This window comes from Streptomyces sp. NPDC044064, assembly GCF_056434245.1.
Genome location: NZ_JBWKFN010000044.1, coordinates 40,659 through 64,599, shown reverse-complemented (window position 1 = coordinate 64,599; position 23,941 = coordinate 40,659). Strand labels below are relative to the sequence as shown.

Annotated in this window: 20 protein-coding genes; 11 read left to right on the top strand and 9 right to left on the bottom strand. The window is 71.2% G+C overall.

Annotated features, from left to right (window positions below; all coding sequences use genetic code 11):
* Nucleotides 1-113 precede the first annotated feature (113 nt).
* Genes AC07DS_RS42640 through AC07DS_RS42625 form a run of 4 tightly spaced genes read right to left on the bottom strand, consistent with a single transcriptional unit; the run spans nucleotide 114 to nucleotide 3,607 of the window.
* A complete protein-coding gene (locus AC07DS_RS42640) occupies nucleotides 114-446 on the bottom strand; it encodes an antibiotic biosynthesis monooxygenase family protein (protein ID WP_479154120.1) in 333 nt (110 codons plus the stop codon).
* Nucleotides 437-1,765, bottom strand: coding sequence for an FAD-dependent oxidoreductase (locus AC07DS_RS42635; RefSeq protein ID WP_479154119.1), 1,329 nt, complete (start codon nucleotides 1,763-1,765; stop codon nucleotides 437-439). The genes AC07DS_RS42640 and AC07DS_RS42635 overlap by 10 nt, the downstream gene beginning before the upstream one ends.
* A gap of 37 nt (nucleotides 1,766-1,802) precedes the next feature.
* Nucleotides 1,803-2,891: an isocitrate/isopropylmalate dehydrogenase family protein gene (locus tag AC07DS_RS42630; RefSeq protein WP_479154118.1), complete on the bottom strand. Its 1,089-nt coding sequence runs from the start codon at nucleotides 2,889-2,891 to the stop codon at nucleotides 1,803-1,805.
* Nucleotides 2,888-3,607, bottom strand: a complete 720-nt coding sequence (locus AC07DS_RS42625) for a thioesterase II family protein (protein WP_479154117.1) — start codon at nucleotides 3,605-3,607, stop codon at nucleotides 2,888-2,890. Before AC07DS_RS42625 ends, AC07DS_RS42630 begins: the two co-directional genes overlap by 4 nt.
* A 180-nt stretch (nucleotides 3,608-3,787) precedes the next feature.
* Between AC07DS_RS42625 and AC07DS_RS42620 the strand changes: the two genes are divergently transcribed.
* Nucleotides 3,788-4,993, top strand: a complete 1,206-nt coding sequence (locus tag AC07DS_RS42620) for a cytochrome P450 (RefSeq protein ID WP_479154116.1) — start codon at nucleotides 3,788-3,790, stop codon at nucleotides 4,991-4,993.
* 13 nt (nucleotides 4,994-5,006) lie between these two features.
* On the top strand, nucleotides 5,007-6,587 hold the full coding sequence (locus AC07DS_RS42615; RefSeq protein WP_479154115.1) for a (2,3-dihydroxybenzoyl)adenylate synthase: 1,581 nt from the start codon (nucleotides 5,007-5,009) through the stop codon (nucleotides 6,585-6,587).
* 78 nt (nucleotides 6,588-6,665) lie between these two features.
* Here AC07DS_RS42615 and AC07DS_RS42610 read toward each other — a convergent pair whose 3' ends face one another.
* A complete protein-coding gene (locus AC07DS_RS42610; RefSeq protein ID WP_479154114.1) occupies nucleotides 6,666-7,409 on the bottom strand; it encodes a tryptophan 2,3-dioxygenase in 744 nt (247 codons plus the stop codon).
* A 189-nt stretch (nucleotides 7,410-7,598) separates the two neighbouring features.
* Between AC07DS_RS42610 and AC07DS_RS42605 the strand changes: the two genes are divergently transcribed.
* The gene (locus tag AC07DS_RS42605) at nucleotides 7,599-9,377 is read left to right on the top strand and encodes a non-ribosomal peptide synthetase (protein WP_479154113.1); all 1,779 of its coding nucleotides are present in this window, start codon (nucleotides 7,599-7,601) and stop codon (nucleotides 9,375-9,377) included.
* Between the two features lie 18 nt (nucleotides 9,378-9,395).
* Here AC07DS_RS42605 and AC07DS_RS42600 read toward each other — a convergent pair whose 3' ends face one another.
* Genes AC07DS_RS42600 through AC07DS_RS42590 form a run of 3 tightly spaced genes read right to left on the bottom strand, consistent with a single transcriptional unit; the run spans nucleotide 9,396 to nucleotide 12,882 of the window.
* A complete protein-coding gene (locus AC07DS_RS42600; RefSeq protein ID WP_479154112.1) occupies nucleotides 9,396-10,403 on the bottom strand; it encodes a VOC family protein in 1,008 nt (335 codons plus the stop codon).
* Nucleotides 10,400-11,272 carry an alpha/beta fold hydrolase gene (locus tag AC07DS_RS42595; RefSeq protein ID WP_479154111.1) on the bottom strand — a complete coding sequence of 291 codons (873 nt, stop codon included), beginning with the start codon at nucleotides 11,270-11,272 and terminating at the stop codon, nucleotides 10,400-10,402. Before AC07DS_RS42595 ends, AC07DS_RS42600 begins: the two co-directional genes overlap by 4 nt.
* 8 nt (nucleotides 11,273-11,280) lie before the next feature.
* Nucleotides 11,281-12,882 carry a bifunctional 3-(3-hydroxy-phenyl)propionate/3-hydroxycinnamic acid hydroxylase gene (locus AC07DS_RS42590; RefSeq protein ID WP_479154110.1) on the bottom strand — a complete coding sequence of 534 codons (1,602 nt, stop codon included), beginning with the start codon at nucleotides 12,880-12,882 and terminating at the stop codon, nucleotides 11,281-11,283.
* 132 nt (nucleotides 12,883-13,014) lie between these two features.
* Between AC07DS_RS42590 and AC07DS_RS42585 the strand changes: the two genes are divergently transcribed.
* Nucleotides 13,015-13,653 (top strand): TetR/AcrR family transcriptional regulator, encoded by a 639-nt coding sequence (locus tag AC07DS_RS42585; RefSeq protein ID WP_479154109.1) that lies wholly within the window; start codon nucleotides 13,015-13,017, stop codon nucleotides 13,651-13,653.
* Between the two features lie 58 nt (nucleotides 13,654-13,711).
* Here AC07DS_RS42585 and AC07DS_RS42580 read toward each other — a convergent pair whose 3' ends face one another.
* Nucleotides 13,712-14,653 carry an amidohydrolase family protein gene (locus AC07DS_RS42580; RefSeq protein ID WP_479154108.1) on the bottom strand — a complete coding sequence of 314 codons (942 nt, stop codon included), beginning with the start codon at nucleotides 14,651-14,653 and terminating at the stop codon, nucleotides 13,712-13,714.
* Between the two features lie 58 nt (nucleotides 14,654-14,711).
* Between AC07DS_RS42580 and AC07DS_RS42575 the strand changes: the two genes are divergently transcribed.
* The 7 genes from AC07DS_RS42575 (at nucleotide 14,712) to AC07DS_RS42545 (ending at nucleotide 23,939) form a co-directional block, all read left to right on the top strand.
* Nucleotides 14,712-15,224, top strand: coding sequence for a MarR family winged helix-turn-helix transcriptional regulator (locus AC07DS_RS42575; RefSeq protein WP_479154107.1), 513 nt, complete (start codon nucleotides 14,712-14,714; stop codon nucleotides 15,222-15,224).
* A 232-nt stretch (nucleotides 15,225-15,456) separates the two neighbouring features.
* On the top strand, nucleotides 15,457-16,122 hold the full coding sequence (locus AC07DS_RS42570; RefSeq protein ID WP_479154106.1) for a hypothetical protein: 666 nt from the start codon (nucleotides 15,457-15,459) through the stop codon (nucleotides 16,120-16,122).
* 797 nt (nucleotides 16,123-16,919) lie between these two features.
* The gene (locus AC07DS_RS42565) at nucleotides 16,920-18,398 is read left to right on the top strand and encodes a sugar transferase (protein ID WP_479154105.1); all 1,479 of its coding nucleotides are present in this window, start codon (nucleotides 16,920-16,922) and stop codon (nucleotides 18,396-18,398) included.
* Between the two features lie 73 nt (nucleotides 18,399-18,471).
* Nucleotides 18,472-19,788, top strand: a complete 1,317-nt coding sequence (locus AC07DS_RS42560; protein WP_479154104.1) for a nucleotide sugar dehydrogenase — start codon at nucleotides 18,472-18,474, stop codon at nucleotides 19,786-19,788.
* Nucleotides 19,778-21,058 (top strand): glycosyltransferase family 4 protein, encoded by a 1,281-nt coding sequence (locus tag AC07DS_RS42555; RefSeq protein ID WP_479154103.1) that lies wholly within the window; start codon nucleotides 19,778-19,780, stop codon nucleotides 21,056-21,058. The genes AC07DS_RS42560 and AC07DS_RS42555 overlap by 11 nt, the downstream gene beginning before the upstream one ends.
* Nucleotides 21,055-22,422: a Wzz/FepE/Etk N-terminal domain-containing protein gene (locus AC07DS_RS42550; protein ID WP_479154102.1), complete on the top strand. Its 1,368-nt coding sequence runs from the start codon at nucleotides 21,055-21,057 to the stop codon at nucleotides 22,420-22,422. Before AC07DS_RS42555 ends, AC07DS_RS42550 begins: the two co-directional genes overlap by 4 nt.
* Complete coding sequence (locus AC07DS_RS42545; protein WP_479154101.1) at nucleotides 22,419-23,939, top strand: Wzz/FepE/Etk N-terminal domain-containing protein; 1,521 nt, start codon at nucleotides 22,419-22,421, stop codon at nucleotides 23,937-23,939. The genes AC07DS_RS42550 and AC07DS_RS42545 overlap by 4 nt, the downstream gene beginning before the upstream one ends.
* Nucleotides 23,940-23,941: the final 2 nt, after the last annotated feature.

The window sequence follows — 23,941 nt, the reverse complement described above, 5'->3', positions numbered from 1 at the left end:
CCCCCCCCCCCCCCCCCCCCCCCCCCCCCCCCCCCCCCCCCCCCCCCCCCCCCCCCCCCCCCCCCCCCCCCCCCCCCCCCCCCCCCCCCCCCCGACGTCCCGTGGCGTACGCGCTACTGCGACTCGTCCGACGGCTTCTCGTCGGCCGTGTGGGAGCTGGTCCTGAGCACCTCGGCCACGGTCAACTCGTAGGTGGAGTACCACCGTTCCCGGCCCAGCCGCTGCGCCACCTGGTGCTCGGGGTCGGTGCGCCACTTCTCCAGGGTCTCCGCGTTGCGCCACAGCACGACCGCGAGGCGCTCACCGTCCTCGCCCGTGTAGTGCTGGACGTCCACCAGGTCGGGCCCGGCGATGGCACGGACGCGCTGCCGCATCTCGTCCTCGGTCTCGTAGTAGTCCTCGCCCGCCTGATCGGTGAGACGCGACTTGAACAGGATCACGAACATCCGGAGTCCTCCAGGGTGACTGTGTTCGGGTCGAGGGGCACACAGGCGCGCAGCCGGCTGTCGGACGCCGTGACCAGCTGAGCGCCGTGCCGGCCGAGCAGGCTCTCCACGAGACGGTCCAGGCGCTGGTCGTTCCTCAGCACCGAGGCATAGCTCTCCTCCGTGAAGGCGCACTGCTCGTACAGGGGCACGAAGCGGTCCGGGAAGAGGTCGACGAGACGCCTGCGCAGAACTCCCCTGTCGTGTGCGGTCTCCTCCTGCGGCGGGTTGGCCATGATGTGGTAGTGCTGGTACGAGAGCTGGGAGATCGCGTTGGCGTCCTCGATCCGTGACTTCTCGTAGGCCGCCAGGGCCGCCGTCCAGTCCGCGGTGGAGTCGAGGCAGTCGACGAGCGTACGGGCGTCCTCGAAGCCGCAGTTCATGCCGTGCCCCATGAAGGGGGCCATCGCGTGGCAGGCGTCCCCGAGCAAGGCCAGCGTGTCCCGCCAGACCCATCGGTCGCAGCGTACGACCGTGAGGGTGGAGACGGACTTGGCGGCGAGCTGTTCGGCGATGTCCGGTATGGCGGCGGCCGGTTCGGGGAAGCGGTCGGCGAACACCTCGTACAGCTCGTCGCCGCCGCCGACCGTGGAGTAGGAGGGCGGCGGCCCTTCGAGACGCATGAACAGGGAGCCGGAGTACTCCCCCGACGGCATGGGGAAGGCGGCGAACAGCGCGTCACCGGTCGGCCAGTAGTGCATGGTGCGGCTGTCGAGCCAGCCGCCCGGCACGTCGATCTCCTGATAGGCCAGCTCGAGATTGCGTACCTCCGCCGGTGCGGTGCGGGCGGTCAGGGCGGCACGGGCCGTGGAGTGCGCGCCGTCGCAGCCGAGGACGCGGCGGCACGTCGACCTCCGCTCGCCGTCGGCGTCTTCGACGAGCACGGCCGGTTCGTCCAGGTCCACGGAGCGCACCCGCTGCTCGAAGCGGACACTGACGCCGGGGGTGGCCTCGGCGGCGTCCAGCAGGATGCGGTGCAGCCGCTCGCGCTCCACCGACCAGATCGGCTGCCCGTCCCTGCTGTACGGGGTGACGTGGGAGGTGCCGTCGGGCAGATGCGCGCAGCGTCCGTGCAGGGGGACGCAGATCTCCCGCACCGTCCTGTCGAGACCCAGGTCGGACAGTACGCGCCACCCGCGCGCGGACAGCATCACCGTGAGGGACCGTCCCTGTCCGGCGCCACCGCGGCGCGGGTCCGCCCGCTTCTCCAGGACCGTGACCGGACCGAACCGCGGGGCGAGATACATGGCCGTGACCACGCCGACCAGGCCGCCCCCCACGACGACGGTCTCCGGGCTCCCCCCGGCGCGAGTTCGGCTAGGCCCCCGCATGGCTCCGCCGTCCCTTCGTCCGGCCCTTGTTCGGCTGCCGCAGTTCCGCCAGGACCACAGCGCCCACCTCCTTCGTTCCCAGGGACCCGCCGAGGTCGGGGGTGACCCGTCCGGCCTCGATGGCGGCCGCGACCGCCCGGCGCACGGCGTCGGCCTCCTCGTCATGGCCCAGGTGCTCGACCAGCAGGGCCGTGGAGAGAATGGCGGCGAACGGGTTGGCGACCCCGGTGCCCGCGATGTCGGGCGCACTGCCGTGCACCGGCTCGAAGACCCCCTGCCCGGTCGTGGGGTTGAGGTTGGCCGACGCCGCCACGCCGAGGCCGCCGGCGAGGGCGGCGGTGAGATCGCTCAGGATGTCGCCGTACGAGTTGTTCGTGACGATGACGTCGAACGCGGTCGGGTCGGTCACCAGCTTCATCGCGGCGGCGTCCACATAGAGATGCGAGGTGTCGAACCGCGGGTGCCGTGCGACGGCGTCCTGCCAGCAGCGCTGCCACAACCGGCCGCCGTTGCGCACGGCGTTGGCCTTGTCCACCACGCACACCGACCGTCGTGCGACGGAGAAGGCGAAGTCCAGGATGCGCGACACACCGTGGTGGGTGTTGAGGTCCACGTCGATGGCGATCTCCTGCGGCGATCCCGTGCGCGTGCTGCCGCCGACGCCGCTGTACAGCCCTTCGGTGTTCTCCCGGACGATCGCGCAGTCGATGCCGCGTCGTGTGCCGTCGCGCAGCGGACTGAGCCGGTCGTGCCACAGCCGTACGGGACGGTAGTTGACGTACAGGTCCAGCTCGGAGCGCAGTGTGGTCAGCACGCTGCGGACGTAGGCGGTGCCGGCCAGCCGGGGATCCCCGACCGCGCCGAGCAGCGTCGCCTCGCTGCTCCGGATCCGGTCGAGATCGGCCGGGGAAAGGGCGCTTCCGGTGCTCAGGTACGTCTCCGCGCTGACCTGGTCGAGGACGTCCGGCCGCACACCGAGTGCGAGTTCGTCGAGGACCGCCAGTGCGGGTTCGATCACCTCCGGCCCGATGCCGTCACCGGGTATGACGGTGATCCTGGTCGCAGCGCCGCTCATACCCGGCCCTGGCGCACGATGTCCGCCACCAGTTCCGCCACGTCGGTCGTCACATGGAAGTGCCCGCCCGGCCGCGCGCGCACCGTGAACTCACCGGAGGTGGCCTCCGCCCACTCCCCCATCCGCGCCTCGTCCACCAGCGGGTCGCCCGTACCGTGATAGCAACGCACGCCGCACGACAGCGGCTTGGCGCCGGGGCGCGGCCGGTACTCCGCGTGGGCCCGCAGGTCCGAACGCAGCGTCGGCAGCAGCAGCTCGCGCAACTCGGCGTGCTCGGCGATCCCGGGTTCGATACCGCCCAGTCCCACCAGCGTCGACCAGAACTCGTCGTCGGGTGCCAGGTGGAGGTCCGCGTCCTCCACGCTTCCGGGCGGTTCGCAGGCGGAGACGCACAGCGCGCGCGGCTCCTCGCCCGCGTCCCGCAGGACCAGGGCGGTCTCGTAGGCCACCACCGCGCCCAGGCTGTGGCCGAAGAGCACATAGTCGCGCGGGGGAAGCCGCAGCAGATCCGCCGCCGCGTGGCCGGCCATCGCCGCGACGTCGTCCACCAACGGCTCCCCGAACCGGTCACCGCGGCCGGGGTACTGGACGGCCATGAGTTCCACGCCGGGCGGCATCGCGGTGGACCATTCGCCGAAGGCCGTCGCCGAACCCCCGGAATGCGGGAAGCACACCACACGAAGCTCGGGACGTTCGACGGTGGTCAGAGAGCGCACCCAGCCCCGTTCCCGTATCCGGCTCATCATCTCCGCCTTTCTCGTCGGCCATCGACTGACCCGTCCCGTCCCATGTTTTCCGCCGCGCACGAAATCGCGGGATCCGCGAAAGATGTCGGCAAGACATCACGGGCGCCGTGGGGCCGGGGCATGACGATGCGGGGAAAAGGAGGATCCCGGATGAGCCCGTCGCTCGATCTCACCGACCCGGCCACCTTCGTCAGGAACGACCCCTACGAGTTCTGGCACCGGGTCCGCGGGGAGAGCCCCGTGTACTGGCACCCGGCCGCCGCGGAGCGCCCCGGCTTCTGGGTCGTGGCCGGGTACGACGACGTCCTGGCCTGCTACGACGACTGGAAGCGGCTGAGCTCGGCCCGCGGCAACGTCCTCGACGTCCTGCTGCGCGGGGGCGATTCGGCGGGCGGGAAGATGCTCGCCGTATCCGACCGGCCCTGGCACCGGCATCTGCGCAACCTGATGCTCCGCGCCTTCTCCCCGCGGGTGCTCGGCGACGTGGTGCGGAAGGTCGAGGAGCGCGCGCAGGAGCTGATCGGCACCGTCACCGAGCTGGGCAGCTTCGACTTCGCCGCCGAGGTCGCCGAGCACATCCCGATGAACACCATCTGCGACCTGCTGTCCATCCCCGCGCAGGACCGCAAGCAACTGCTCCTGTGGAGCAAGGAGGCCCTGGCGTCCGAGCATCAGGAGGGCGCCCGGCTGGACGCCCTGGAGGCACGCAACGAGATCGTGCTCTATCTGATGGAGCTGGGGTTCGAGCGCCGGGCGAAGCCGGGTGACGACGTGATCAGCATGATCGCCACCGCCGAGGTCGACGGCCGCCCGCTCACCCCGGAGGAGATCGCGCTCAACTGCTACAGCCTCCTGCTGGGCGGGGACGAGTCGTCGCGGATGACCGCGATCAGCTCGGTCCTCGCCTTCACCCGGCACCCCGACCAGTGGCGCGGGCTGCGCGAGGGGACGATCGGCCTCGACACGGCGGTGGAGGAACTGCTGCGGTGGGCGACGCCGGGCATGCACTTCGCGCGCACGGCGCTGAGCGACTTCTCCCTCGGCGGCCGGCAGGTGCGCGCCGGTGACATCGTGACGTTCTGGAACACCTCGGCGAACAACGACGAGACGGTCTTCGCCGAGCCCCGGACCCTCGACCTGTCCCGCCGCCCCAACAAGCACCTCACCTTCGGCCACGGTCCGCACTTCTGCGTCGGTGCGGCGCTGGGCCGGGCCGAGCTGCGCGCGCTGCTGCGGGCGCTCGTCACGTCCGTCGGGGACATCGAGCTGGACGGGGAGCCGCAGCGCATCTACTCCAACTTCCTCTACGGCTACGGCAGTCTCCCCGTCGCCTTCCAGTCGCGCTCCGCCTCCTGAAAGGGAACGCCTCATGCTCGACGGATTCGTCCCCTGGCCCGACCACCTCGCGGATGAGTACCGCCGGCGGGGAATCTGGCTCGGCCGGCCGCTCGGCGACCTGCTGCACGAATCGTGCCGGCGGCACGCCGACCGCGCGGCCGTGGTCTGCGACGGGCACAGGATGACCTACGCGGAGCTGTCCCGGCGGGCCGACCGGCTGGCGGGCGGCCTGATCGGGCTGGGCATCGGACCGCTCGACCGGGTGGTCGTCCAGCTGCCCAACATCCCCGAGTTCGTCGTCCTGGTCTTCGCTCTGCTGCGGGCCGGAGCCATACCCGTCCTGGCGCTGCCCGGGCACCGCAAGTCCGAGATATCCCACCTGTGCGCCCACTCCGGTGCGGTGGCCTATGCCGTGAAGGACGAGTTCGGCGGGTTCGACTACCGCGAACTCGCCCGGGAGATCCCCTCGGTCCGGCACGTCCTCGTCAGCGGCGACGCCCAGGAGTTCACCGCGCTGGAGTCGGTGGGCGACGACGTCCCCCTGCCCCGCGTCGACCCGTCCGATCCGGCGCTGTTCCTCCTCTCCGGGGGCACCACCGGACTGCCGAAGCTGATCCCCCGGGCCCATGACGACTACGCCTACGTCATGCGGGCCACGGCGGAGGCGATGCACGTGGGCCAGGAGGTGGCCTACCTCGCCGTCAATCCGGTCGCGCACCAGGCGGCGCTCGCCTGCCCGGGGGTGTTCGGGAGCCTCCTGCTGGGCGGCAAGGCGGTCCTGACGTCGAGCGTGCGGCCCGACGAGGTCTTCCCGCTGATCCGCCGCGAGCACGTCACGGTGACCACGGTCGTGCCCTCCGTGCTGCGGCTGTGGGCCGACTCCGGGCAGAAACCCGATCTGTCGCACCTGCTGATCCAGGTCGGCAGCGCCCCGCTCGACCCGGCGCTCGCCCGTCGGGCGGGCGAAGTCCTCGGGTGCCGGATCATGCGCTGGTACGGCATCAGCGAGGGTCTGCTGACCCACACCAGGTTCGACGACCCGGAGGACGTGATCATGGGCACGGACGGCCGGCCCATGTCGCGGGACGACGAGGTCCGGATCGTCGACGAGTCCCTGAACCCCGTGCCCGAGGGGGAGGCGGGCGAGATGATCGCGCGCGGCCCGTACACGATCCGCGGCTACTACCGGGCCCCCGAGGAGAACACCCGCTCGTTCACGCCGGACGGGTTCTTCCGCACGGGCGACCTCGTCCGGCGCAGTCCGGAGGGCGACATCACGATCGTCGGACGGATCAAGGACGTGATCAACCGCGCCGGTGAGAAGGTGTCGGCGGAGGAGGTGGAGCGGCAGCTGCGCACCCACCCGTCCGTCCAGGACGCGGCCGTGGTCGGCGTGCCGGACACCGTGCTCGGCGAGCGGACGTACGCCTTCCTCGTGCTGACCGGTGCGCAGGTCAGGACGTCGGCGGTGAAGGAGTTCCTCCGGGGCCGCGGTCTGGCCACGTACAAGATCCCCGACCGGATAGTGTCCCTCGACCGCTTGCCGCGCACCCCGATGGGCAAGGTGGACAAGAAGACCCTGCGGGCGCTCGCCGTCTCGTCGGCCAGGTGAGCGTGCCGTGACGGTGCGGCTGCCTTGAAAGTGCGGCAGGGCCGGTCGCCGAACGCGCCGGGCCTGCCGCCCGCTCTTCTACTCGCTGTGCCGTGCGTGCCACAGGGCGGGAAAAGAAGGCGTGAAAATCGCTTTGCGAAGAAACTCCGCGCCGGCCGTTCCGCCCGTGCCCATCTTGTTTCCGATCATTCGCTGGACGAGAACGACATGCCTGTACTGCCATTCCTGAAAGGCCTGGTCGAGATCCACCAGGCCCTGGCAGATCTGTTCCACCACACCGTCGTCGCTGTGCAGGCCGTGCAATGCGGAGGGCAGGTCGTGGGGCGAGAAACCCTTGGCGTCGAGACAGGCGAGGAAGGCGTCGAAGAGCGTGGGCTCGCCGGCCCGCGCCCTGATGCGCTCCCGTTCCCGGCTGCCCTCGGGAAAGTGCTCGGCCGCCGTCCCGTCACGCCGTCCGAGCACCACCTCGATCTCGCGGAACTGCGCCGAGTAGAAGCCGCTGCCCACCAACTGGTCGCGGAACGCGTCGAACTGGTCGGCGGTCATCGTCTCCAGCACGTCGATCTGCGCCGTCAGCGCCCGGAAGATCGCGCGCGCCCGGCGCAGCGTCCGCAGGGCGGGGCCGCTGTCAGCCTTGCGCAAGGTCACCTGGAGGGCGTCCAGTTCGTGGAGCAGCTCCTTGAACCACAACTCGTGCGACTGGTGGACGACGACGAAGAGCAACTCGTCATGCTGTTCCGTGATCGGCTTCTGAATGTCGAGCAACGTTTCGAGAACCAAGTAATCACGATAGCCGCAGTAGGCGGAATGGGAATTGCTCATCACGGGTCGGGGCCTCCGCTCGCCGGGCGTTTACTCCCCTTGGTAACACGGCGAAACCGGCCGAAGGTCAGAATCTGTCACCTCTCATTCAACGGGGCGGCTCACCGCCCTGGCAGGCCATCATGATGGGGAAGCATGAGTGCCAGGAGAAATCGTCGTCGTTCCAATGCATCACTGAATGGACGCGAAATGGGCGATGCAAAGCACACCGTCCCCCGGCTTTTCGAGGCCGTCGCCGCCGAGGCGGGGGACGACACCGCCATCCTGTTCGAGGGCAAGGCCGTCGGCTACACGGCTCTCAACTCCGCGGCCAACCGGCTCGCACGGTACCTGATCGCCCGTGGCGTGGGACCGGACTCGGTGGTCGCCGTCTCCGTGCCCCGGTCCGCCGAACTGGTCACGGTTCTCCTTGCGGTACTCAAGGCGGGCGGTGCCTACCTCGCCCTCGACCCGGCGTATCCGGTGGAGCGGCTGGCGCACATGGTGGCCGACGCGCGGCCGGTGCTGCTGATCCGCGCGGCGGAGCACACCGGACTCGCGCAGCCGGACGGGGGCGTGCCGGAGGTCGTCCTCGACGACCCCGCGTTCCGCGCGCAGTGCGAGGCGCACGCCGACCACGACGTGTCCGACCGGGAGCGCCTCGCCGAACTGCGCGCCGAGCATCTGATGTACGTCGTCTACACCTCGGGGTCGACGGGCCGGCCCAAGGGCGTCGCGGTGACGCACCGTGGCGTCGCCGGCCTGGTGGCGAGCCAGGCCGAGCAGATCGGGGCGGGCCCGGGCGACCGGGTCCTGCAGTGGGCGTCGATCAGCTTCGACGCGGCCTTCTGGGACATCTCGCTGGCCCTGCTGTCCGGTGCGGCGCTCGTGATGGCGCCGGCCGACGACCTGCTGCCCGGCCAGCCGCTGCGGGATACGATGACCGAGAACAAGGTCACGCACGCCACGCTGCCCCCGGTGGCGCTCAGCGTCACCGAGGCGGACGGCGTCCTGCCCGGCGGGACGCTCGTCTCCACCGGTGACGCCCTGTCCCCGTCCCTCGTGCGGACCTGGGCCGAGGGCAGGTCCCTGCTCAACGGCTACGGCCCCACCGAGGTGACCGTCGGCATCTCCATCGGGCGGATCACCGGGCCCGACGACATCAGCATCGGCCGGACGTTCCCCGGCAGCACCGTGCACATCCTCGACGAGCGGCTGGCCGAGGCCGGTCCGGGCGACGAGGGCGAGCTCTACCTGGCGGGGCCGGGACTGGCACGCGGGTATCTGAACCAGGCCGGGCTGACCGCCGCGCGGTTCGTGGCCGACCCGGCCGGTCCGCCGGGCAGCCGGATGTACCGCTCGGGCGACCGGGGCTGGCGCCGCGCGGACGGAGAGCTGTTCTTCGCGGGCCGGGCGGACGACCAGGTGAAACTCCGTGGCTTCCGTATCGAGCTGGGCGAGATCGAGACCCGGCTGGCCGCGCATCCCGTCGTCGACCTCGCCTGTGTCGTGGTGGAGGGCGATCTCGCGACCGCGCGGATCGTGGGCTACGTGACCACGTCGGCGGGCGCGGAGGCCACCGGCGCGGAGTTGCGGGACTACGTGGCCAGGTCGCTGCCGGAGCACATGGTGCCGTACACCGTCATCGTCCTCGACCGCTTTCCCACCACGCCGAACGGCAAGGTCGACCGCACGGCCCTCCGCGAGGCCGGCGCCAGCCCGCCCGAGCCGGAAACGGCGGCCTCCGCCGGCACGGACCTGTACGACCTCGTCAAGCAGATCCTCGCGGTCCCGGAGGCACGGCCCGACGACAACTTCTTCCAGCTCGGCGGGCATTCGGTCCTGGCCACGCTGCTGGCCCGGAGAATCCGCAAGGAGTTCGACGTCGTGATCCCGATGCGGACGATCTTCCAGGCCGCCACGCTGGAGGAACTGGCGGTTCTCGTGGAGGCGGCCGAAGGGCGGACCGGTACGCACCACGAGCCGTGAGGTGTGCGTCGCCGGCCCTCAGTCGTCGGGGATGCCGGCGCCGCTGAGGGCGGGGACGGTGTTCTCCGCGCGGGCGAGGGAGCGGGCCGCGAGGCGGAACTGGCCGAGCCTGTCGAGGATGGTCCGGCCGACCGGGGTGTGGCCCCAGATGCTGATGCCCTGGTGGGTGCTGGGCTCCCAGGTGGACTCGTCGACGACGATCGGGTTCCAGCCGACCTCCCACTCGAAGCCCGAGGGGGTGCGGGCGTAGTAGGACAGCTCCTTGTCGTTGGTGTGCCGGCCGACGGAGAGAGCCATGTCGAAGCCGAGTTCGCGGACACGCTGGTAGCTGCGTGCCAGGTCGTCGAGGGTGGACACCTGGACGTTGAGGTGCTGGACGCGGGTGCGGACCGGGTCGACGGGCAGACCGCGTACGGCGGCGATCGCGATGGAGTGGTGGCGTTCGTTGACGCGCAGGAAGCGGATCCTGAGTCTGACGCCGCTGATGGTCTCGTCGATGTAGTCGGTGAGGCGGGCGTCGAAGACGGTGTCGAAGTAGCCGCGCAGCTGGGCCGGTCTGGTGGACGTGAGCGCGATGTGCCCCATGCCGGAGTCGCCGGTGACGAAGCCGGAGGCCGGCATGCGCAGCGGCTCCGCCGACTTCACCGGGGCGGTGCAGATCTCCTGGGTGATGCCCTTGGGGCCCGGGAAACGCAGGAGTCGTTCGACACCGCGCAGGGCCGCCTCCTCGGCGCTGCCCTCGACGCAGGGGACGCCATGGGCCCGGATGCGGGCCTCGATCCGCTCGAAGCTGCCGTGGTCGTCGACATGCCAGCCGGTGGCCACGACGTCCTCGGCCGGGCCGCGCCGGATCAGGAACCGGCAGTCCTGGTCGTCGAGGCGGAAGCGCATCAGGTCGCGGGAGAGGTCGTCGTGGTGCATGCCGATGGCGTCGGTGCCGAAGCGGCGCCAGTCGGTGAAGCGGTCGGTCTCGATGACGATGTGGCCGAGGTGGACGGCGCCGAAGACGGAAACGGTGGTGTTCATCGGCGGCCCGCCAGGAAGTCGGCGCACAGCCGGTTGAACAGCTCGGCGCGTTCGAACTGCACCCAGTGCCCGGTGTTGGCGACCTCGTACAGATCGCAGTTGGGCATGCGCTCGGCCAGCATCCGGCCGCCGGACGGCCGGTTGACCTTGTCGTCGGCGCCCCACAGCACCAGGGTCGGCACGGGCACCCGGGCCAGGCGGCCGTCGCGGGTGAAGTCCATCCTCCACATGGTGCGCAGGGCATTCGGACCGGAGGGCCGCCGCAGCGGCGGGGATGCGACGACCTCGGGGTCGAGGCTCGCCCGGAAACGTTCCTCGATGACGCTCTCGGGCACGTCGGCGGCATTGAAGACGAGGTGGTTGCGGATGAACTTCTCCAGCTTCGGCCGCGAAGGGCCTTCCCCCGAGTAGTAGTTGAGCAGACTGTTGAGACCCGGAGTGGGCAGGGCACGGGTGGTGCCGACACCACCGGGGCCCATCAGGACCATGCGGTCGACGCGGTCGGGGGTGTCCAGCGCGATGCGCAGGGCGCACGCGCCGCCGTAGGAGTTGCCGACCAAGTGGGCCTTGTCCAGGCCGAGCCGGTCGAGCACACCGCGGATCCCGTCCGCGAGGCAGCCGAACGGGTCTGCGCCGTCGACACCCTTGGTGCTGCGGCCGTAGCCGGGCAGATCGGGGACGACGACCCGGTACTCCTTCGCCAACGGACCGATGTTGCGGGCGTAGTTGGAGACGCCGGAGGCGCCCGGGCCGCCGCCGTGCAGGAGCAGCACGGCCGGGCCGTCACCGGTCTCGGCGACGAAGATCTTCTTGCCGGCCACGTCGAGCAGGGATTCCCGCATCGCCGGCGGTTCGTTCCGCGTGGTCATGGCGCTCCTCACTGGGCCGAGACGGTGGCCGGCCGGGGCGTGGGCGCGAACCCGGCCGGTGGAGGCGGTAGTTGGGCGCCGCGGGGTGCGGCGGCGTAGACGTAGGCGTCGGGGCGCAGGGCGAGGGTGGCCACCCGGTGCTCCTTCGTCCAGCGCAGCAGGACGCCGTCGCTGTCGACGACCGTGCCCCCGGCCGGGCGGGATCCGGCGGGTGTGACGGTGAGCGAGGGGACGCCCAGGCGCTCCCAGGCGGGCTGGGGCACGGGCAGTCCGCCGTGCAGGAGCAGCCAGCGGCCGCCGAGCACGTCGTCCAGGCGGACCCGGTTGCCGTCGGGGCCGGTCACCCAGGGCTGCGGTATCTGACGCCCGGACGCCTTGGTGCGCGCGCGGTCCTGCAGGCCGTCGGCGTAGTGGGCGACGGGTATCCAGTTCGAGTCCTGCAGCCAGTCGGAGGCACCCGGCGCCCGGTTCAGGACGGGAAGCACGGCGTCACGGACAGCCGTGATCGCACGGCGCCGCTCGGTGATGATCCGGCCGACGAACACCGCCCGCCTGGTGACCTCCTTGACGTGCGGCTTGCGCTCGGCCTCGTAGCTGTCGAGCACCGGCTCGGGCAGCTCGCCGCGCAGCACCGCGGCCAGCTTCCAGCAGAGGTTGGCCACGTCCCGCACTCCGGCGGCCATGCCCTGGCCGATCCACGGCGGCATGGCGTGGGCGGCGTCACCCGCGAGGAAGACCCGCCCCGCCCGGAAGCGCGCCGCGAAACGGACGTGATGGCTGTAGACGGTGGCACGCAGGATCCTGATCCGGTCCCGGCCGATGCCGTACCGGGCCACCATCGAGTAGATCGCGTCGTCGGTGGTCAGACGCTTCTCGTCGTCCCCGGGCAGGATCGGGAACTCCCAGCGGTGGTGCCCGAGCGGCGTCGGGCAGTCCACGGCCGGCCGCGCCGGATCGCAGCGGAAGCGCAGCCGGTCGTGATCGGGCCACGGCTTGAGCATCTCGGTGTCGACGACCACCCAGCGGTCCTCGTACGTCCGCCCCTCGTAGCCGACGTTCAGCTGGGCGCGGGTGAGGCTGGAGCCGCCGTCCGCGGCGATGACGTAGGTGGCGCGCAGGCGTCGTACGGAGTCGTCGGCGGTGGAGAGGGCCGTCAGTTCCACGCCGTCGCCGTCCTGGCGCACGCGCAGGCACTCGTGGCGCAGGAGCACCTCGACGTTCGGATAGCGGCCGACTCCGTCGCGCAGGACCTGCTCGAGGGCCGGCTGGTAGATGAACATCTGCGGCGGATGACCGTGGCCGCGCGGGGTGGGGTGAGCGCTGAGGAAGGTGCGGCCCCGGGCGTCGACGAAGTCGAGGGCCCGCTCGGCCAGCATGTCCTCCTTCAGCCGCTCCGCCAGGCCGGTGCGCTGCCAGATCCGTACGACCTCCTCGTCCGTGGAGATCGCCCGCGCGCGGGAGAAGACCTCGGCGTCGCGTTCCAGGACGACGACCCTGAGCCCCATCCCTCCCAGCAGGTTCGCTGCGGTCACCCCCGTGGGGCCGTAACCGATCACCGCCACGTCGTACGTGCTGTCCCCGGCCCTGTCCTCGGCACTGATCCCGGTCACCAGGCCACCTCACTGTCGTCCCTGTTGCGCACGGCTCTTGCTGTAGTGGTCACTCCAATTGGAATGATTGCTACACTAAGGATGGGCGCGGGATAGGGTCAAGTGCCGGGGACGGGAGAAAGGGCACACTCGATGACCAGGCCGCAGACGACGCGCAAGAAGCGTGCGAACGGGGTGGAGTCGCGGCAGCGGATCCTCGACGCCGCGGTGGAGATCGCGGGCGAGCGCGGGTACGAGGGCACGTCGATCGCGGCGGTGAGCGCCAAGTGCGGGCTGCCCGCCAGCTCCATCTACTGGCACTTCAAGGACAAGGACGACCTGATCGCCGCGGTCATCGAGCGCAGCTTCGAGACCTGGCTGACAGCCGTGGAGCTGCCCGGCGAAGCGGCGGGCACACCGCTGGAACGAGTCACCACCATGGCGGCGAACGTGGCCAGGTCACTCGTCGACGCGCCCGACTTCCTGCGCCTCGGCCTGATGCTCGCCCTGGAGCGGCGCCCCACGGAGCCGCGGGGCCGGACCGTGTTCCTCCAGGTCCGCGACATCTCCCGGCTGAAGATCGCCGAAATGATCGAGAGCCTCTTCCCGGACCTGGACGAGGACTCCGTGCACACCCTCACCACCTACGCCGTGGCCGGCGCCGACGGCCTGTTCATCCACCGCGAGATCTCCGGCGACGGCGTCGACCTGGTGGCCATGTTCGAACTGCACGCGCGTGTGATCTTCGACGCGGCCACCCGCATGGCCGCGAGCAGCCCGGCGCGGCCATGAGGCCGGGCGCGGCCGACGGTCCCGGCACCGTGGGCCGCGCGCCCGAGGCGCTGCCTGATCAGGCCCCGGCGAGCCGGGGGAAGAGGACCTCGGCACTGCCGCGGTTGATCGCGTCCAGCCGGCCGGGCTCGAAGCCGTCGTAGCCGTCCAGCATGGAGTCGAGGAGTGCACCGGCCTCCTGCGGGGCGAAGGGGAAGTCGCTGCCGTAGAGGATGTGCCCGGGAGCGGCGAAGGCGAGCAGCGAGGGCAGGGCGGACGGCGTGGAGGACAGCGCGGTGTCGAAGTAGAAGCGCTGCAGATCGGTCAGGATGCCCAGCGGCGTGGTGCCGGGGTTGAACGGGGCGCCGCCGGTGAACCGCCAGGCCGCGTACGGCAGGAAGCCGCCGGCGTGGGAGAGGATCACCTTCATCCGGGTGTACCGGCTCAGCACGCCGCCCAGCGTCATGTGCACAGCGGTCCGGGTGGTGTCGAACGGGAAGTCCAGCAGCGGGCCGGGCATGCCCTCCAACATGGGCATCGGCGGCGCGTCGGGATGGATGAAGACCACCGCGGCGCGGGCGTCCAGCTCGGCCCACAGCGGCTCGAACATCTTGTCGCCGAGGTAGCGGCCCCGCACGTTGGACATCAGCACCACGCCGTCGGCGTGCAGTTCGTCCAGCGCGCGGGCGGCCTCGGCGACGGCGCCGTCCACGTCCGGGAGCGGGAGGGCGGCGAAGAACCCGAAGCGGTCCGGCCGGTCCTTCGCCAGCTCCGCGCTGAAGTCGTTGACACCGCGGGCGATCGCACGGGCCTCGGCGTCGTCACCGAAGTGGGTGCCCGGGGAGCTGACGGACAGGATGCCGGTGGCGATCGACCGGCGATCCATCATCGCGATCGCACTGTCCGCGTCCCACGCCGGGGTGGGCCAGCCGGCGGCCGTCACGCCGTGACGGTCCATCACGTCCCGGTAGGCCTGCGGGATGAGGTGCTGGTGGACGTCGATGCGGTACGGAGAGGGCACGACCTCTCGCCTCCTAATATTTAGGTGGCTAACTATTAGTCTGGTAAGTTACACCTCCGTGAGCAAGAAACACAATGGCGGGCAGGTCACACCGAACGCCGTCGGCGAGGCAGGCGCGGTCGGCGAGGTCGGCGCCGAGGAGATCGCACAGGCGACCGACGCCCTCTTCGTCGCCATGCGACGGGCCCGTTCGGCGGGCGCAGAGCACTTCGGCGGACTCTCCCTGGCCCAGGTCTCGCTGCTCGAACCACTGGCCACGGAGCAGGACATCCCGGTGGGCCGGCTGGCGAGCAGCGCGGACGTCAGCGTCCCGACCGCCACCCGCATGCTGCAGCAACTGGAGACGAAGGGCATCGTGATGCGCCGCCGGTCCCCCGAGGACGAGCGGCGGGTCCTGGTCGGCCTCACCGACGAGGGAGCCGAACTGGTGGCGACCCTGCGGGTCCGGCTGCGGGAGCGCCAGGCCCAGGCCTACGAGGCGTTCACACCGGCCGAGCGCACCCAGCTGGTCACCCTTCTGCGCCGCCTCACCGAACTCGTCTCCGACACCGGCCCGGACTTCCGGCGGTAGCGACTCGGACTGCCGCCGGCGGCAAAGGGAGCCGGGCGCGACGACCGCGACCACGGCACGCACCTCCGCCCACCGAGCCCTGGGAGTGCTGGCTCATGCCGCGCACCGCCCCACCCCGCCCTGCAGATGTCGAAGCGCTCTTCCCCGAGCCGGCCGCGATGCGCCGGACCGCCAACGGGAGGCGGGGGCCTCCCGGGGGGCCACGGCGGCCAGCGGCTACCGCTGCACCGAGGTGACACGCAGGCGGGAGATCCTGGAACGGGCCCGGCGGCGCGATCCACGAACCGGGCCGAACGCCGAGGAACGCGAGGAACTCGCCGGGTTCAAGCGGGCCCGGCACGTACCGTACCTCGCCGACACGGACCCCATCCCCCTGCTCGCCGTGGCCCAGCTGTACCGCCGTGACGTCCCCGACCTGCCCTGGCCCGGGGAGGACGACCTGCTTCAGGTGTTCTGGTGCGGCTTCGAACGGCACGGCGACACCCGCCACGACCTCCATGCACAGCTCCACCGGCGCCACTCCGCGGACGTCGCCGCACCGCCGGCCGGACAGCCGGCCCCCGAGGTCGTCGGCCGCGAAGAACTCGCCCCCCGCGTACTGCACCCCGAGGAGATCGTCGAACACCCCTGCCTCGAAACCCTGCCCCCCCCGATCTGCAGGCTCGCATCGACGCATGGGAAGGACCGGAGGACGACGAAGGCCCGCAGTACATCTACGACTTGTCCACAGCCCCGGCTGGAAGACCGGCGGCCACATCGCCTGGAACCTCACCGGACCACGGCCTCTGCCCTGCGCCACCTGCGGTACGCCACCGAGGTCTCGCCGGGCCGCGGCCGCCTGACCATCGCAGTGTGCCCTCGCGAACGGCGCCATCCGCTCGGCCTCGTCACCCAGTGAATTCCCGCCGACGGGTGTGCGGATTCGACAGGACGGGTACGACCGCCGGCAGTTTGCTGGAATTACAAGACAGGTCGTACCGCCCGGCCGGACTGATCAGCAATTTCCTCCCCTTCCCTCTGGGTCAGGGTGCAGGCGAGCAAATTATTCGGAATGGGAACCTGTTTATTATCGCCGGCGGCTCGGCCGCAGTGGCGTACGCACCGAAACGATCAAGTCGTGCGCCCCACTTGCCCAACCGCGCGCCACAGAAGCCCCGCTGCCAGTCGATCACTGCGCGCAGAACCCGCACCGGCGCCCGGGCGAGCCGCCGGAGCGGGCGGTGGCGTGAAAGCGCCCGTAGGCGGTCACCGGCCGGTGGGGCCGGCCACACAGCTTGAGCACAAATTACATACATCCCTCTCTTCATACTGGCCCCGATGGTCTAGATTGACCGTGCTTCAGCTGTTCGAACACGAGGCGACCGATAATGATCTATAGGTCCGGCGCTGCGGAAAGTCAGCAGTCGCGTCTCCGGCGCCGGACGTGGGGGTGATCAATTCTTGGAGCCCGGGAGTGGGCCTTGGCTGCGGGGAGCAACCGGGGTTTCGACGGGTTCCCACGTACCTCGAGAGTCTGGCGGGACATGCGAGTCCGCTGTCGCCAGGGTGGGTTGATCACATAGCTCTGCACTAGCCGGGATGTCATGCGCGGGGGGCCTCCCGGGGGGCGAAACAGCACGGGAGGCGGGGGCCTCCCGGGGGGCGAAAACAGTGTTAGGCGAACACGTCGAACCACTGGGGACCTTGGGGGGTTCTGTGCGGCAAGGGGGACTAGTCGGCCCGTTTCCGTCTGCGCGCGGGCGTCTGGCGAACGGTGCGTTCAGCCGGCCCACGATCGACTGGGAACAGCGGTACCGCCGTACCGTGATCATCAGCGACACCGTGGCCACCGCGTTCGTGGTGGCGGCGATCGGCAACTTCTTCGGGGCCCGGGACGCGGCCAACTGGCACGAGAAGTGGGGGATTCTCGCCTTCGGCACCGAGCTGCTGGTGCTGGGGGCGTTCGCGGTGAGCCGGGCGTGGGCTCCGGCCGTGCTCGGCCAGGGCGCCGAGGAGTTCCGCCGGCTCGGACGCTCGCTGTTCACGGCGACCGTCGTGCTGGCGCTCGGCGGGATCGCCCTCACCTCGCGCAACATCAAGCTCTGGATCTTCGTCGCGATCCCCGCGATCGCGCTCGTCACCATGACCGCGCGGTATCTGCTCCGCCTCTGTCTGCACAAACAGCGGAAGGAAGGGCAGTGTCTGAGACCGGTGCTCGCTGCCGGAAGCCCGGACACCGTGTGCGACCTGATCACCCGAACCCGCAAGTTCCCGCACATCGGCTGGCAAGTGGCGGCGGTGTGCACGCCGGACGGTCGCGGGCTCGACGGTGACGAACTGGAGGGAGTGCCGGTCGTCGGCCGCCTGGAGGACGTCGCCAAGCACGTCCGCCACGACGGCTACCGCGTCGTCGCGGTCACACCGGACCAGCACTGGACGCCGGACCGGCTGCAGCGGCTGGCCTGGAACCTCGAGGGCAGCGATGCCGAGATGGTCGTGGCCCCGGTGCTGATGGAGGTGGCCGGTCCGCGACTGCACGTCGACGCGGTGCTCGGGATCCCGCTGCTGCGGGTCAGCATGCCGACCTTCACCGGGGGGCGCCGGGTGGTCAAAGGCGTCGTCGACTGGATGGGCGCGGCGCTCCTGGTCCTGCTGTTCGCGCCGCTGATGGTGTTCGTCGGGCTGCTCGTCCTGGTGGACAGTCGCGGTGGGGTGTTCTACCGCCAGCGCAGGGTCGGCAAGGACGGCCGCGAGTTCACCATTCTCAAGTTCCGCACCATGGTCGCCGGGGCCGACCGGGCACGTGCCGAGCTGGCCGGCCGCAACGAGGGCGCCGGCCCGCTGTTCAAGCTCCGCCGGGATCCGCGGGTGACCCGGGTGGGAGCAGTGCTGCGCCGGTACTCGATCGACGAGCTCCCGCAGCTGTTCAACGTGCTCACCGGATCGATGTCGCTCGTCGGTCCGCGGCCTCCGCTACCGGAGGAGTCCGCCGCCTACGGCCCGGACATCCGGCGGCGGCTGCTGGTCAAGCCCGGACTCACCGGCTTGTGGCAGATCAGCGGACGCAGCGACCTGTCGTGGGAGGAGGCGGTCCGGCTGGACCTGCGGTACGTGGAGGACTGGTCGCTCGCCCTGGACACAGTGATCTTGTGGAAGACGCTGCGTGCGGTGCTCTACGGGCAGGGGGCGTACTGATGGGCGGGGGTCGGCGTCCGGCCGGCGCAGGGACCGCAGGCCGGGAGGCCTGCCCTTGGGGGAGGAACGGGTCATGAGAGTCAGCGTTTTCGGGCTCGGCTACGTGGGCTGCGTGTCGGCCGCGTGCCTGGCCAGCATGGGGCACGAGGTCATCGGGGTCGACGTGAACCAGGTGAAGGTCGACCTGGTCAACGACGGCAAGGCCCCGGTGGTCGAGGAACGGATCGGCGAACTCATCGCCGAGGTCGTGCGGACCGGAGCACTGCGCGCCACCGGCGACGTCCGCGAGGCGGTCATGGGCAGTGAGGTGTCGCTGGTCTGCGTGGGCACGCCGTCGGAGCCCAACGGCAGCCTGTGCACCACGTACTTGGAGCGGGTCACCGAGCAGATCGGCGCCGCGCTGGCCGAGCGGGGTGGGCGGCACACCGTCGTGTTCCGCAGCACCATGCTCCCGGGCACCTGTCTGAACCTGCTGGTACCGATCCTGGAGAAGTACGTCGGCGGCACGGCCGGGGTGGACATCGGGGTCGCGGTCAACCCGGAGTTCCTGCGCGAGGGCACGAGCGTGCGGGACTTCTTCGATCCGCCCAAGACCGTCATCGGCGAGCTCGACCCGGCAAGCGGCGACACGGTGAAGGCGCTGTACGACGGCCTGCCCGGCGAGGTGTTCCGGGTACCGGTCCCGACGGCCGAGGCGATCAAATACGCGGACAACGCGTTCCACGGCCTCAAGATCGGCTTCGCGAACGAGCTGGGTGCGGTGTGCCAGGCGCTCGGGGTGGACTCGCACCAGGTGATGGACGTGTTCCTGGCCGACCGCAAACTGAACATCAGCCCCGCCTACCTGCGGCCCGGCTTCGCCTTCGGCGGCTCCTGCCTGCCCAAGGACCTGCGCAGCCTGGTCCACGCGGCGCAGCGGGCCGACGTCTCGGTGCCCATCCTCGCCCACGTGCTGCCCTCCAACTCCGACCATCTGCAGCGCGCGGTGGAGCTGGTCGAGCGCACCGGCAAGCGCCGGGTGGGCCTGTTCGGGCTGTCCTTCAAACCCGGCACCGACGACCTGCGCGAGAGCCCGCTCGTCGAGCTGGCGGAGCGGCTCTTCGGCAAGGGCTACGACCTCAAGATCTACGACGCCAACGTGAGCCTTTCCCGGCTGCTCGGCGCGAACCGCGAGTACGTCGAGACCCGGCTGCCGCACCTCGCGCAGCTGCTCGCGGACTCCGTCCACGAGGTGCTCGAGCACGCCGAGGTGTGCCTGGTCGGGACCAGGGATCCGGCCGTGCTGTCGGCGCTGCCTCACGGTGACGGCCCGGTGATCGTCGACCTCATCCGCCTTCCCGACGCCGAGACGCGCCGGGCCGAACCGGGGTACGTGGGCCTTGCTTGGTGACACATCGTTCGGTGACACGGCCGGCGCCGGCCGGCCGGGCCGGCGCGCGCTGATCCTGGTGGAGAACCTGTCGGTGCCGTTCGACCGGCGGGTGTGGCAGGAGTGCACGACGCTGCGCGACGCGGGCTGGACGGTGCACGTCATCTGTCCTCAGGGAACCAAACGGGACACGGAGCCGGAGGCGGAGATCGACGGGGTGCGGATCCACCGCTACCCGTTGCGCGCGGCCACCGGGGGGCCGGCCGGCTACCTGCGGGAGTACGGGTCGGCGTTGTGGCACACGCTCCGGCTGGCCCGGAAGGTCGGCCCCGTCGACGTGGTCCACGCCTGCAACCCGCCCGACCTGCTGTTCCTGCCGGCACTGTGGCTGAAGCGGCGCGGAGCGCGGTTCGTCTTCGACCAGCACGACCTGGTTCCCGAGCTGTACCTCTCCCGGTTCGACCGCGGCGAGGACCTGCTCTACCGCGGCGTGTGCGCGCTGGAACGGCTGACCTACCGCGCCGCGGACGTCGTGCTCGCCACGAACGAGAGCTACCGGGACACTGCGGTGCGCCGTGGCGGCCGGCGGCCGGAGGACGTCTTCGTGGTGCGCAGCGCACCCGACATCGACCGGTTCCACCCCGTGCCGCCCGAGCCGGAGCTGAAGCGCGGCAAGCCTCATCTGCTGTGCTACCTGGGCGTCATGGGCCCGCAGGACGGCGTCGACTACGCCTTGCGGGCCCTCGCGAAGCTGCGCGACGAGCTCGGGCGGACCGACTGGCACGCGGTGTTCGTCGGCGGCGGCGACACCTTCGACGCGATGGTGGAGCTGTCCCGGCGGCTCGGGCTCTCGGAGCAGGTGCAGTTCACCGGGCGCATTCCGGACGCCGACCTGGTGCGCTACCTGTCCACCGCGGACGTGTGCCTCTCCCCCGACCCGCACAACCCGCTCAACGACGTGTCGACCATGAACAAGGTCCTGGAGTACATGGTGATGGGCCGGCCGGTCGTCTCGTTCGACCTCCGGGAGGCGCGGGTCTCCGCCGGCGACGCCGCCGTGTACGCACCGGCCAACGACGAGGCCGAGTTCGCGAGGCTCGTCGCGCAGCTCATGGACGATCCGGAGAAGCGGGCCCTGATGGGCAAGATCGGCCAGGAGCGGATCAGCGGACCGCTCTCCTGGCGCAACTCCCAGCGAGCGCTGCTCGCCGCCTACGCCACTGCCTGCCGTGACCACGCTCCGGTCCGGGCGGGCGACAAGAACCGTGCAGGGCGGAGGCCGCGCAGTTGAACGACGACACGATACGCCTGGTCACGGTCGGGCGGATCATCCGCCGGCGCTGGCGGCTCCTCACCATCCTCGCCCTGGTGGGTGGGCTCGCCGGCTACGGCACCTCTCTGCTGTTCCCACCGCGCTACACGACATCGGCATCGGTACTGCTGCCGGGCGCGTGGGAGGAGCGCGAGCTGCTCACGCAGCAGGAGATCGCGACCAGTTCGGTGGTGGTCGACCGCGCGGCCGCCACGCTCCACTGGCCCGGAACCAGCGGCAGCGAGCTGCGGGACCAGGTGAGCGCCACGGCCGCCGACGGGAACATCATCAAGATCTCGGGCACGGCCGACACCCCGGAGCGCGCACAGCAGCTCTCCGACCAGGTGGCTCAGCAGTTCGTCACGTTCGCCGCACGGGTCGCGGACGGCAACACCGACCCCGAGGCGGCCGAACAGCTCGAGGCCCTGCGGCAGTCGGTGGTGCAGACCAACCGCCGTATCACCGACCTGGCCGACGCGGCAGATCCGGGGCGGACCGTGGAGAGCGTCCAGTCCCGCACCGAACTGGAGAAGCTGCGCACCTCGCTGCAGGAGGCCCTCAACAAGCTGGACCAGGCCGCCCCGGCCGCCAACAAGGCCAGCATGGTCGTCATGGGGCCGGCCGCCCGGCCGACCGGCGAGGCACCGCCGACGAGACTGCAGCTGATCGTCGGCGGGGCGCTGCTGTTCTTCCTGCTCGCCGTCATCGGCCATCTCACCGCCGCGCGGATGAGCCGTCGGCTGCGCAGCGAACCGGAGATCGCCGCGGCGCTGGGCTCGACGCTGCTCGGCACCGTCGACGTACCGGGTGAACGCTCCGCGCACCGCTCGCAGGGCCGTGGCCCACGGGCCCGGATCCGCCGGCTGCTGGGCACCGACATCCGGTGGGACCTGCCCACCCCGCAGACGTCCGGCGACGAGGCCGGTCTGCAGATCCGCTACCGGCGGGTGTGCGCCCGCCTCCGGGACCAACTGCCCTCCTCGCGGCGGCTGCTGGTCGTGGTCCCGGACGGCGACGAGATCGCCCGCCGGGCCGCAGGGCAGCTCGTCGCCGCGGCCGGGAGCGATCCGGTGCTGCGGATGGTGGAGGTCCCGGTGTCCCAGCCGCTGGTGCCGGACCGCGACGAGGAGTCCGGTGCCCTGGTCGTGCTCAGCGCGGGCAGCTGGACCGCGGTCGAGCTCGCCGGCATCGCCGAGGCGTGTGCGGACGCCGAGCACGAGGTCGTCGGCATCGTCCTCGCGAGCCCGGTCCGGGCCCGTGCGACGCAGTCCGCCGGCCGTCCCCGGGAGACCGGTACGCCGGTCCTCGCGGTGGGCGACAAGGTGAAGGGAAGTTCAGGGTGACGACGAGTACGACGTCGGAGTCGTCGGCCGCCGCTCCGCTGCTGGACCTGCAGGCGCTGGTGGTGGCGGTGCGCCGGCGCCGCCGCCTCTGGTGCTCCACGGCTCTGCTGGGCCTGCTCCTCGGCGCGGCGATGGCAATCCTGATGCCGCCGCCTCCGGCCGCCGTGGCCAAGGTGCTGGTCGCGCATCAGGAGGACCAGCCGAACGACCCCGGAACGCTGATCCGCACCGACGTCGGGCTGCTGCAGACCACGCGGATCGCCGCCGCAGCCCTGCAGTCCGTCAAGTCCCCCGAGAAACCGGAGGACTTCTTGAAGGACTACAGTGCCGTCGGCCTGACCAACAATCTGATGCAGATCACCGTGACGGGTGACAGCGACGCGGAGGCGGTGGCCCGCGCCAAGGCGCTGGCCGATGCGTTCGTCGCGGACCACGTGAGGCGGATACAGGAAGCCGCGAACGCCGAGGCCAAGGCCCTGCTCGACCAGCGTGACCGGCTGCAGGGCGAACTCGCCCAGGTCAACAAGGCGATCGGCGACGGATCGACGGGGAGCGGGCCGAAGGCGTCGGCGGACCTGGAGTCGCTCTTCGCCCGCAGGGCCGAGCTCACCTCGCGGATCTCCGATTTCGGCCAGCGCGCCGCGGAGGCGCGCATCGGCACGCCCCAGCTCATCGCCGGCACACAGGTCGTGGACGCCCCGCGCGCGGTGCGGCACTCCCTGCCCAGGACCGCTGCGACGAACTCAGCGATCGGGCTCGTCCTCGGGCTCGTCCTCGGACTCGCGGTGGCCGCGGTCGGCACGGTGGTGGCGGACCGCCCCGTGCTGCGCCGGGAGATCGCGGCGAACCTCGGCGCCTCCGTCATCGCGGAACTGCCCCGCCGGTCGGGCAGGCTCTGGCCGCGCCGACGGATCCGGACGGCACGCGAACGGCTCACCACGTCCCTGGCCCGCACCGTGCGCGGCTGTGCGGACCCCGTGTCGCTGCTCGAGCTGGGCTGTGCGCGCAGCACGAGCGCGCTCGCCCTGGATGTGGCCAGGGCACTGGCGGCGGACGGGCCCGTGGCCGTCATCGACGGCCTGCCCGGCCCGCAGCTGGCCAGGCGCCGCCCGAAGCCGGGCGACCCGACCGTGGTCAGCGGCGCGCGTGCCGCGTCCGTGCCGCACCAGGAACGCCGGCTCGGCGTCGGCTCGGTGGCGCCCGGCACCGCGTGGACCGACCTGCAGTACCTCGGCACCCAGACCGTGCTCGTCGTACGGGCCGGACACGGCAGCGCCGCATGGCTGCACACCGTGGCGCGGCAGCTCGCGGACCAGAGCATCCCGGTGATCGGTGTGGTGCTGATCGACCCCGATCCGCGTGACCGGTCCGACGGCACGCTGTGGGACGGCCTGCACACCGCGCTGCGCGGCCAGAGCGAGCGGCTGGCCCGGCAGAGCGGGTCGGGCCGGCGGCGAAGGGAGCGGCTGCCGATGTGGGCGGACCGGGTCCCGGACAGCGACCAGGAGGCGCGGTAGGA

What these genes read in the sequence shown, in the direction of transcription:
- AC07DS_RS42640 (WP_479154120.1), bottom strand. Translation starts at nt 446, where the DNA reads ATGTTCGTGATCCTGTTCAAGTCGCGTCTCACCGATCAGGCGGGCGAG.
- AC07DS_RS42630 (WP_479154118.1), bottom strand. Translation starts at nt 2,891, where the DNA reads ATGAGCGGCGCTGCGACCAGGATCACCGTCATACCCGGTGACGGCATC.
- AC07DS_RS42620 (WP_479154116.1), top strand. Translation starts at nt 3,788, where the DNA reads ATGAGCCCGTCGCTCGATCTCACCGACCCGGCCACCTTCGTCAGGAAC.
- AC07DS_RS42615 (WP_479154115.1), top strand. Translation starts at nt 5,007, where the DNA reads ATGCTCGACGGATTCGTCCCCTGGCCCGACCACCTCGCGGATGAGTAC.
- AC07DS_RS42610 (WP_479154114.1), bottom strand. Translation starts at nt 7,409, where the DNA reads ATGAGCAATTCCCATTCCGCCTACTGCGGCTATCGTGATTACTTGGTT.
- AC07DS_RS42605 (WP_479154113.1), top strand. Translation starts at nt 7,599, where the DNA reads ATGGGCGATGCAAAGCACACCGTCCCCCGGCTTTTCGAGGCCGTCGCC.
- AC07DS_RS42600 (WP_479154112.1), bottom strand. Translation starts at nt 10,403, where the DNA reads ATGAACACCACCGTTTCCGTCTTCGGCGCCGTCCACCTCGGCCACATC.
- AC07DS_RS42595 (WP_479154111.1), bottom strand. Translation starts at nt 11,272, where the DNA reads ATGACCACGCGGAACGAACCGCCGGCGATGCGGGAATCCCTGCTCGAC.
- AC07DS_RS42585 (WP_479154109.1), top strand. Translation starts at nt 13,015, where the DNA reads ATGACCAGGCCGCAGACGACGCGCAAGAAGCGTGCGAACGGGGTGGAG.
- AC07DS_RS42560 (WP_479154104.1), top strand. Translation starts at nt 18,472, where the DNA reads ATGAGAGTCAGCGTTTTCGGGCTCGGCTACGTGGGCTGCGTGTCGGCC.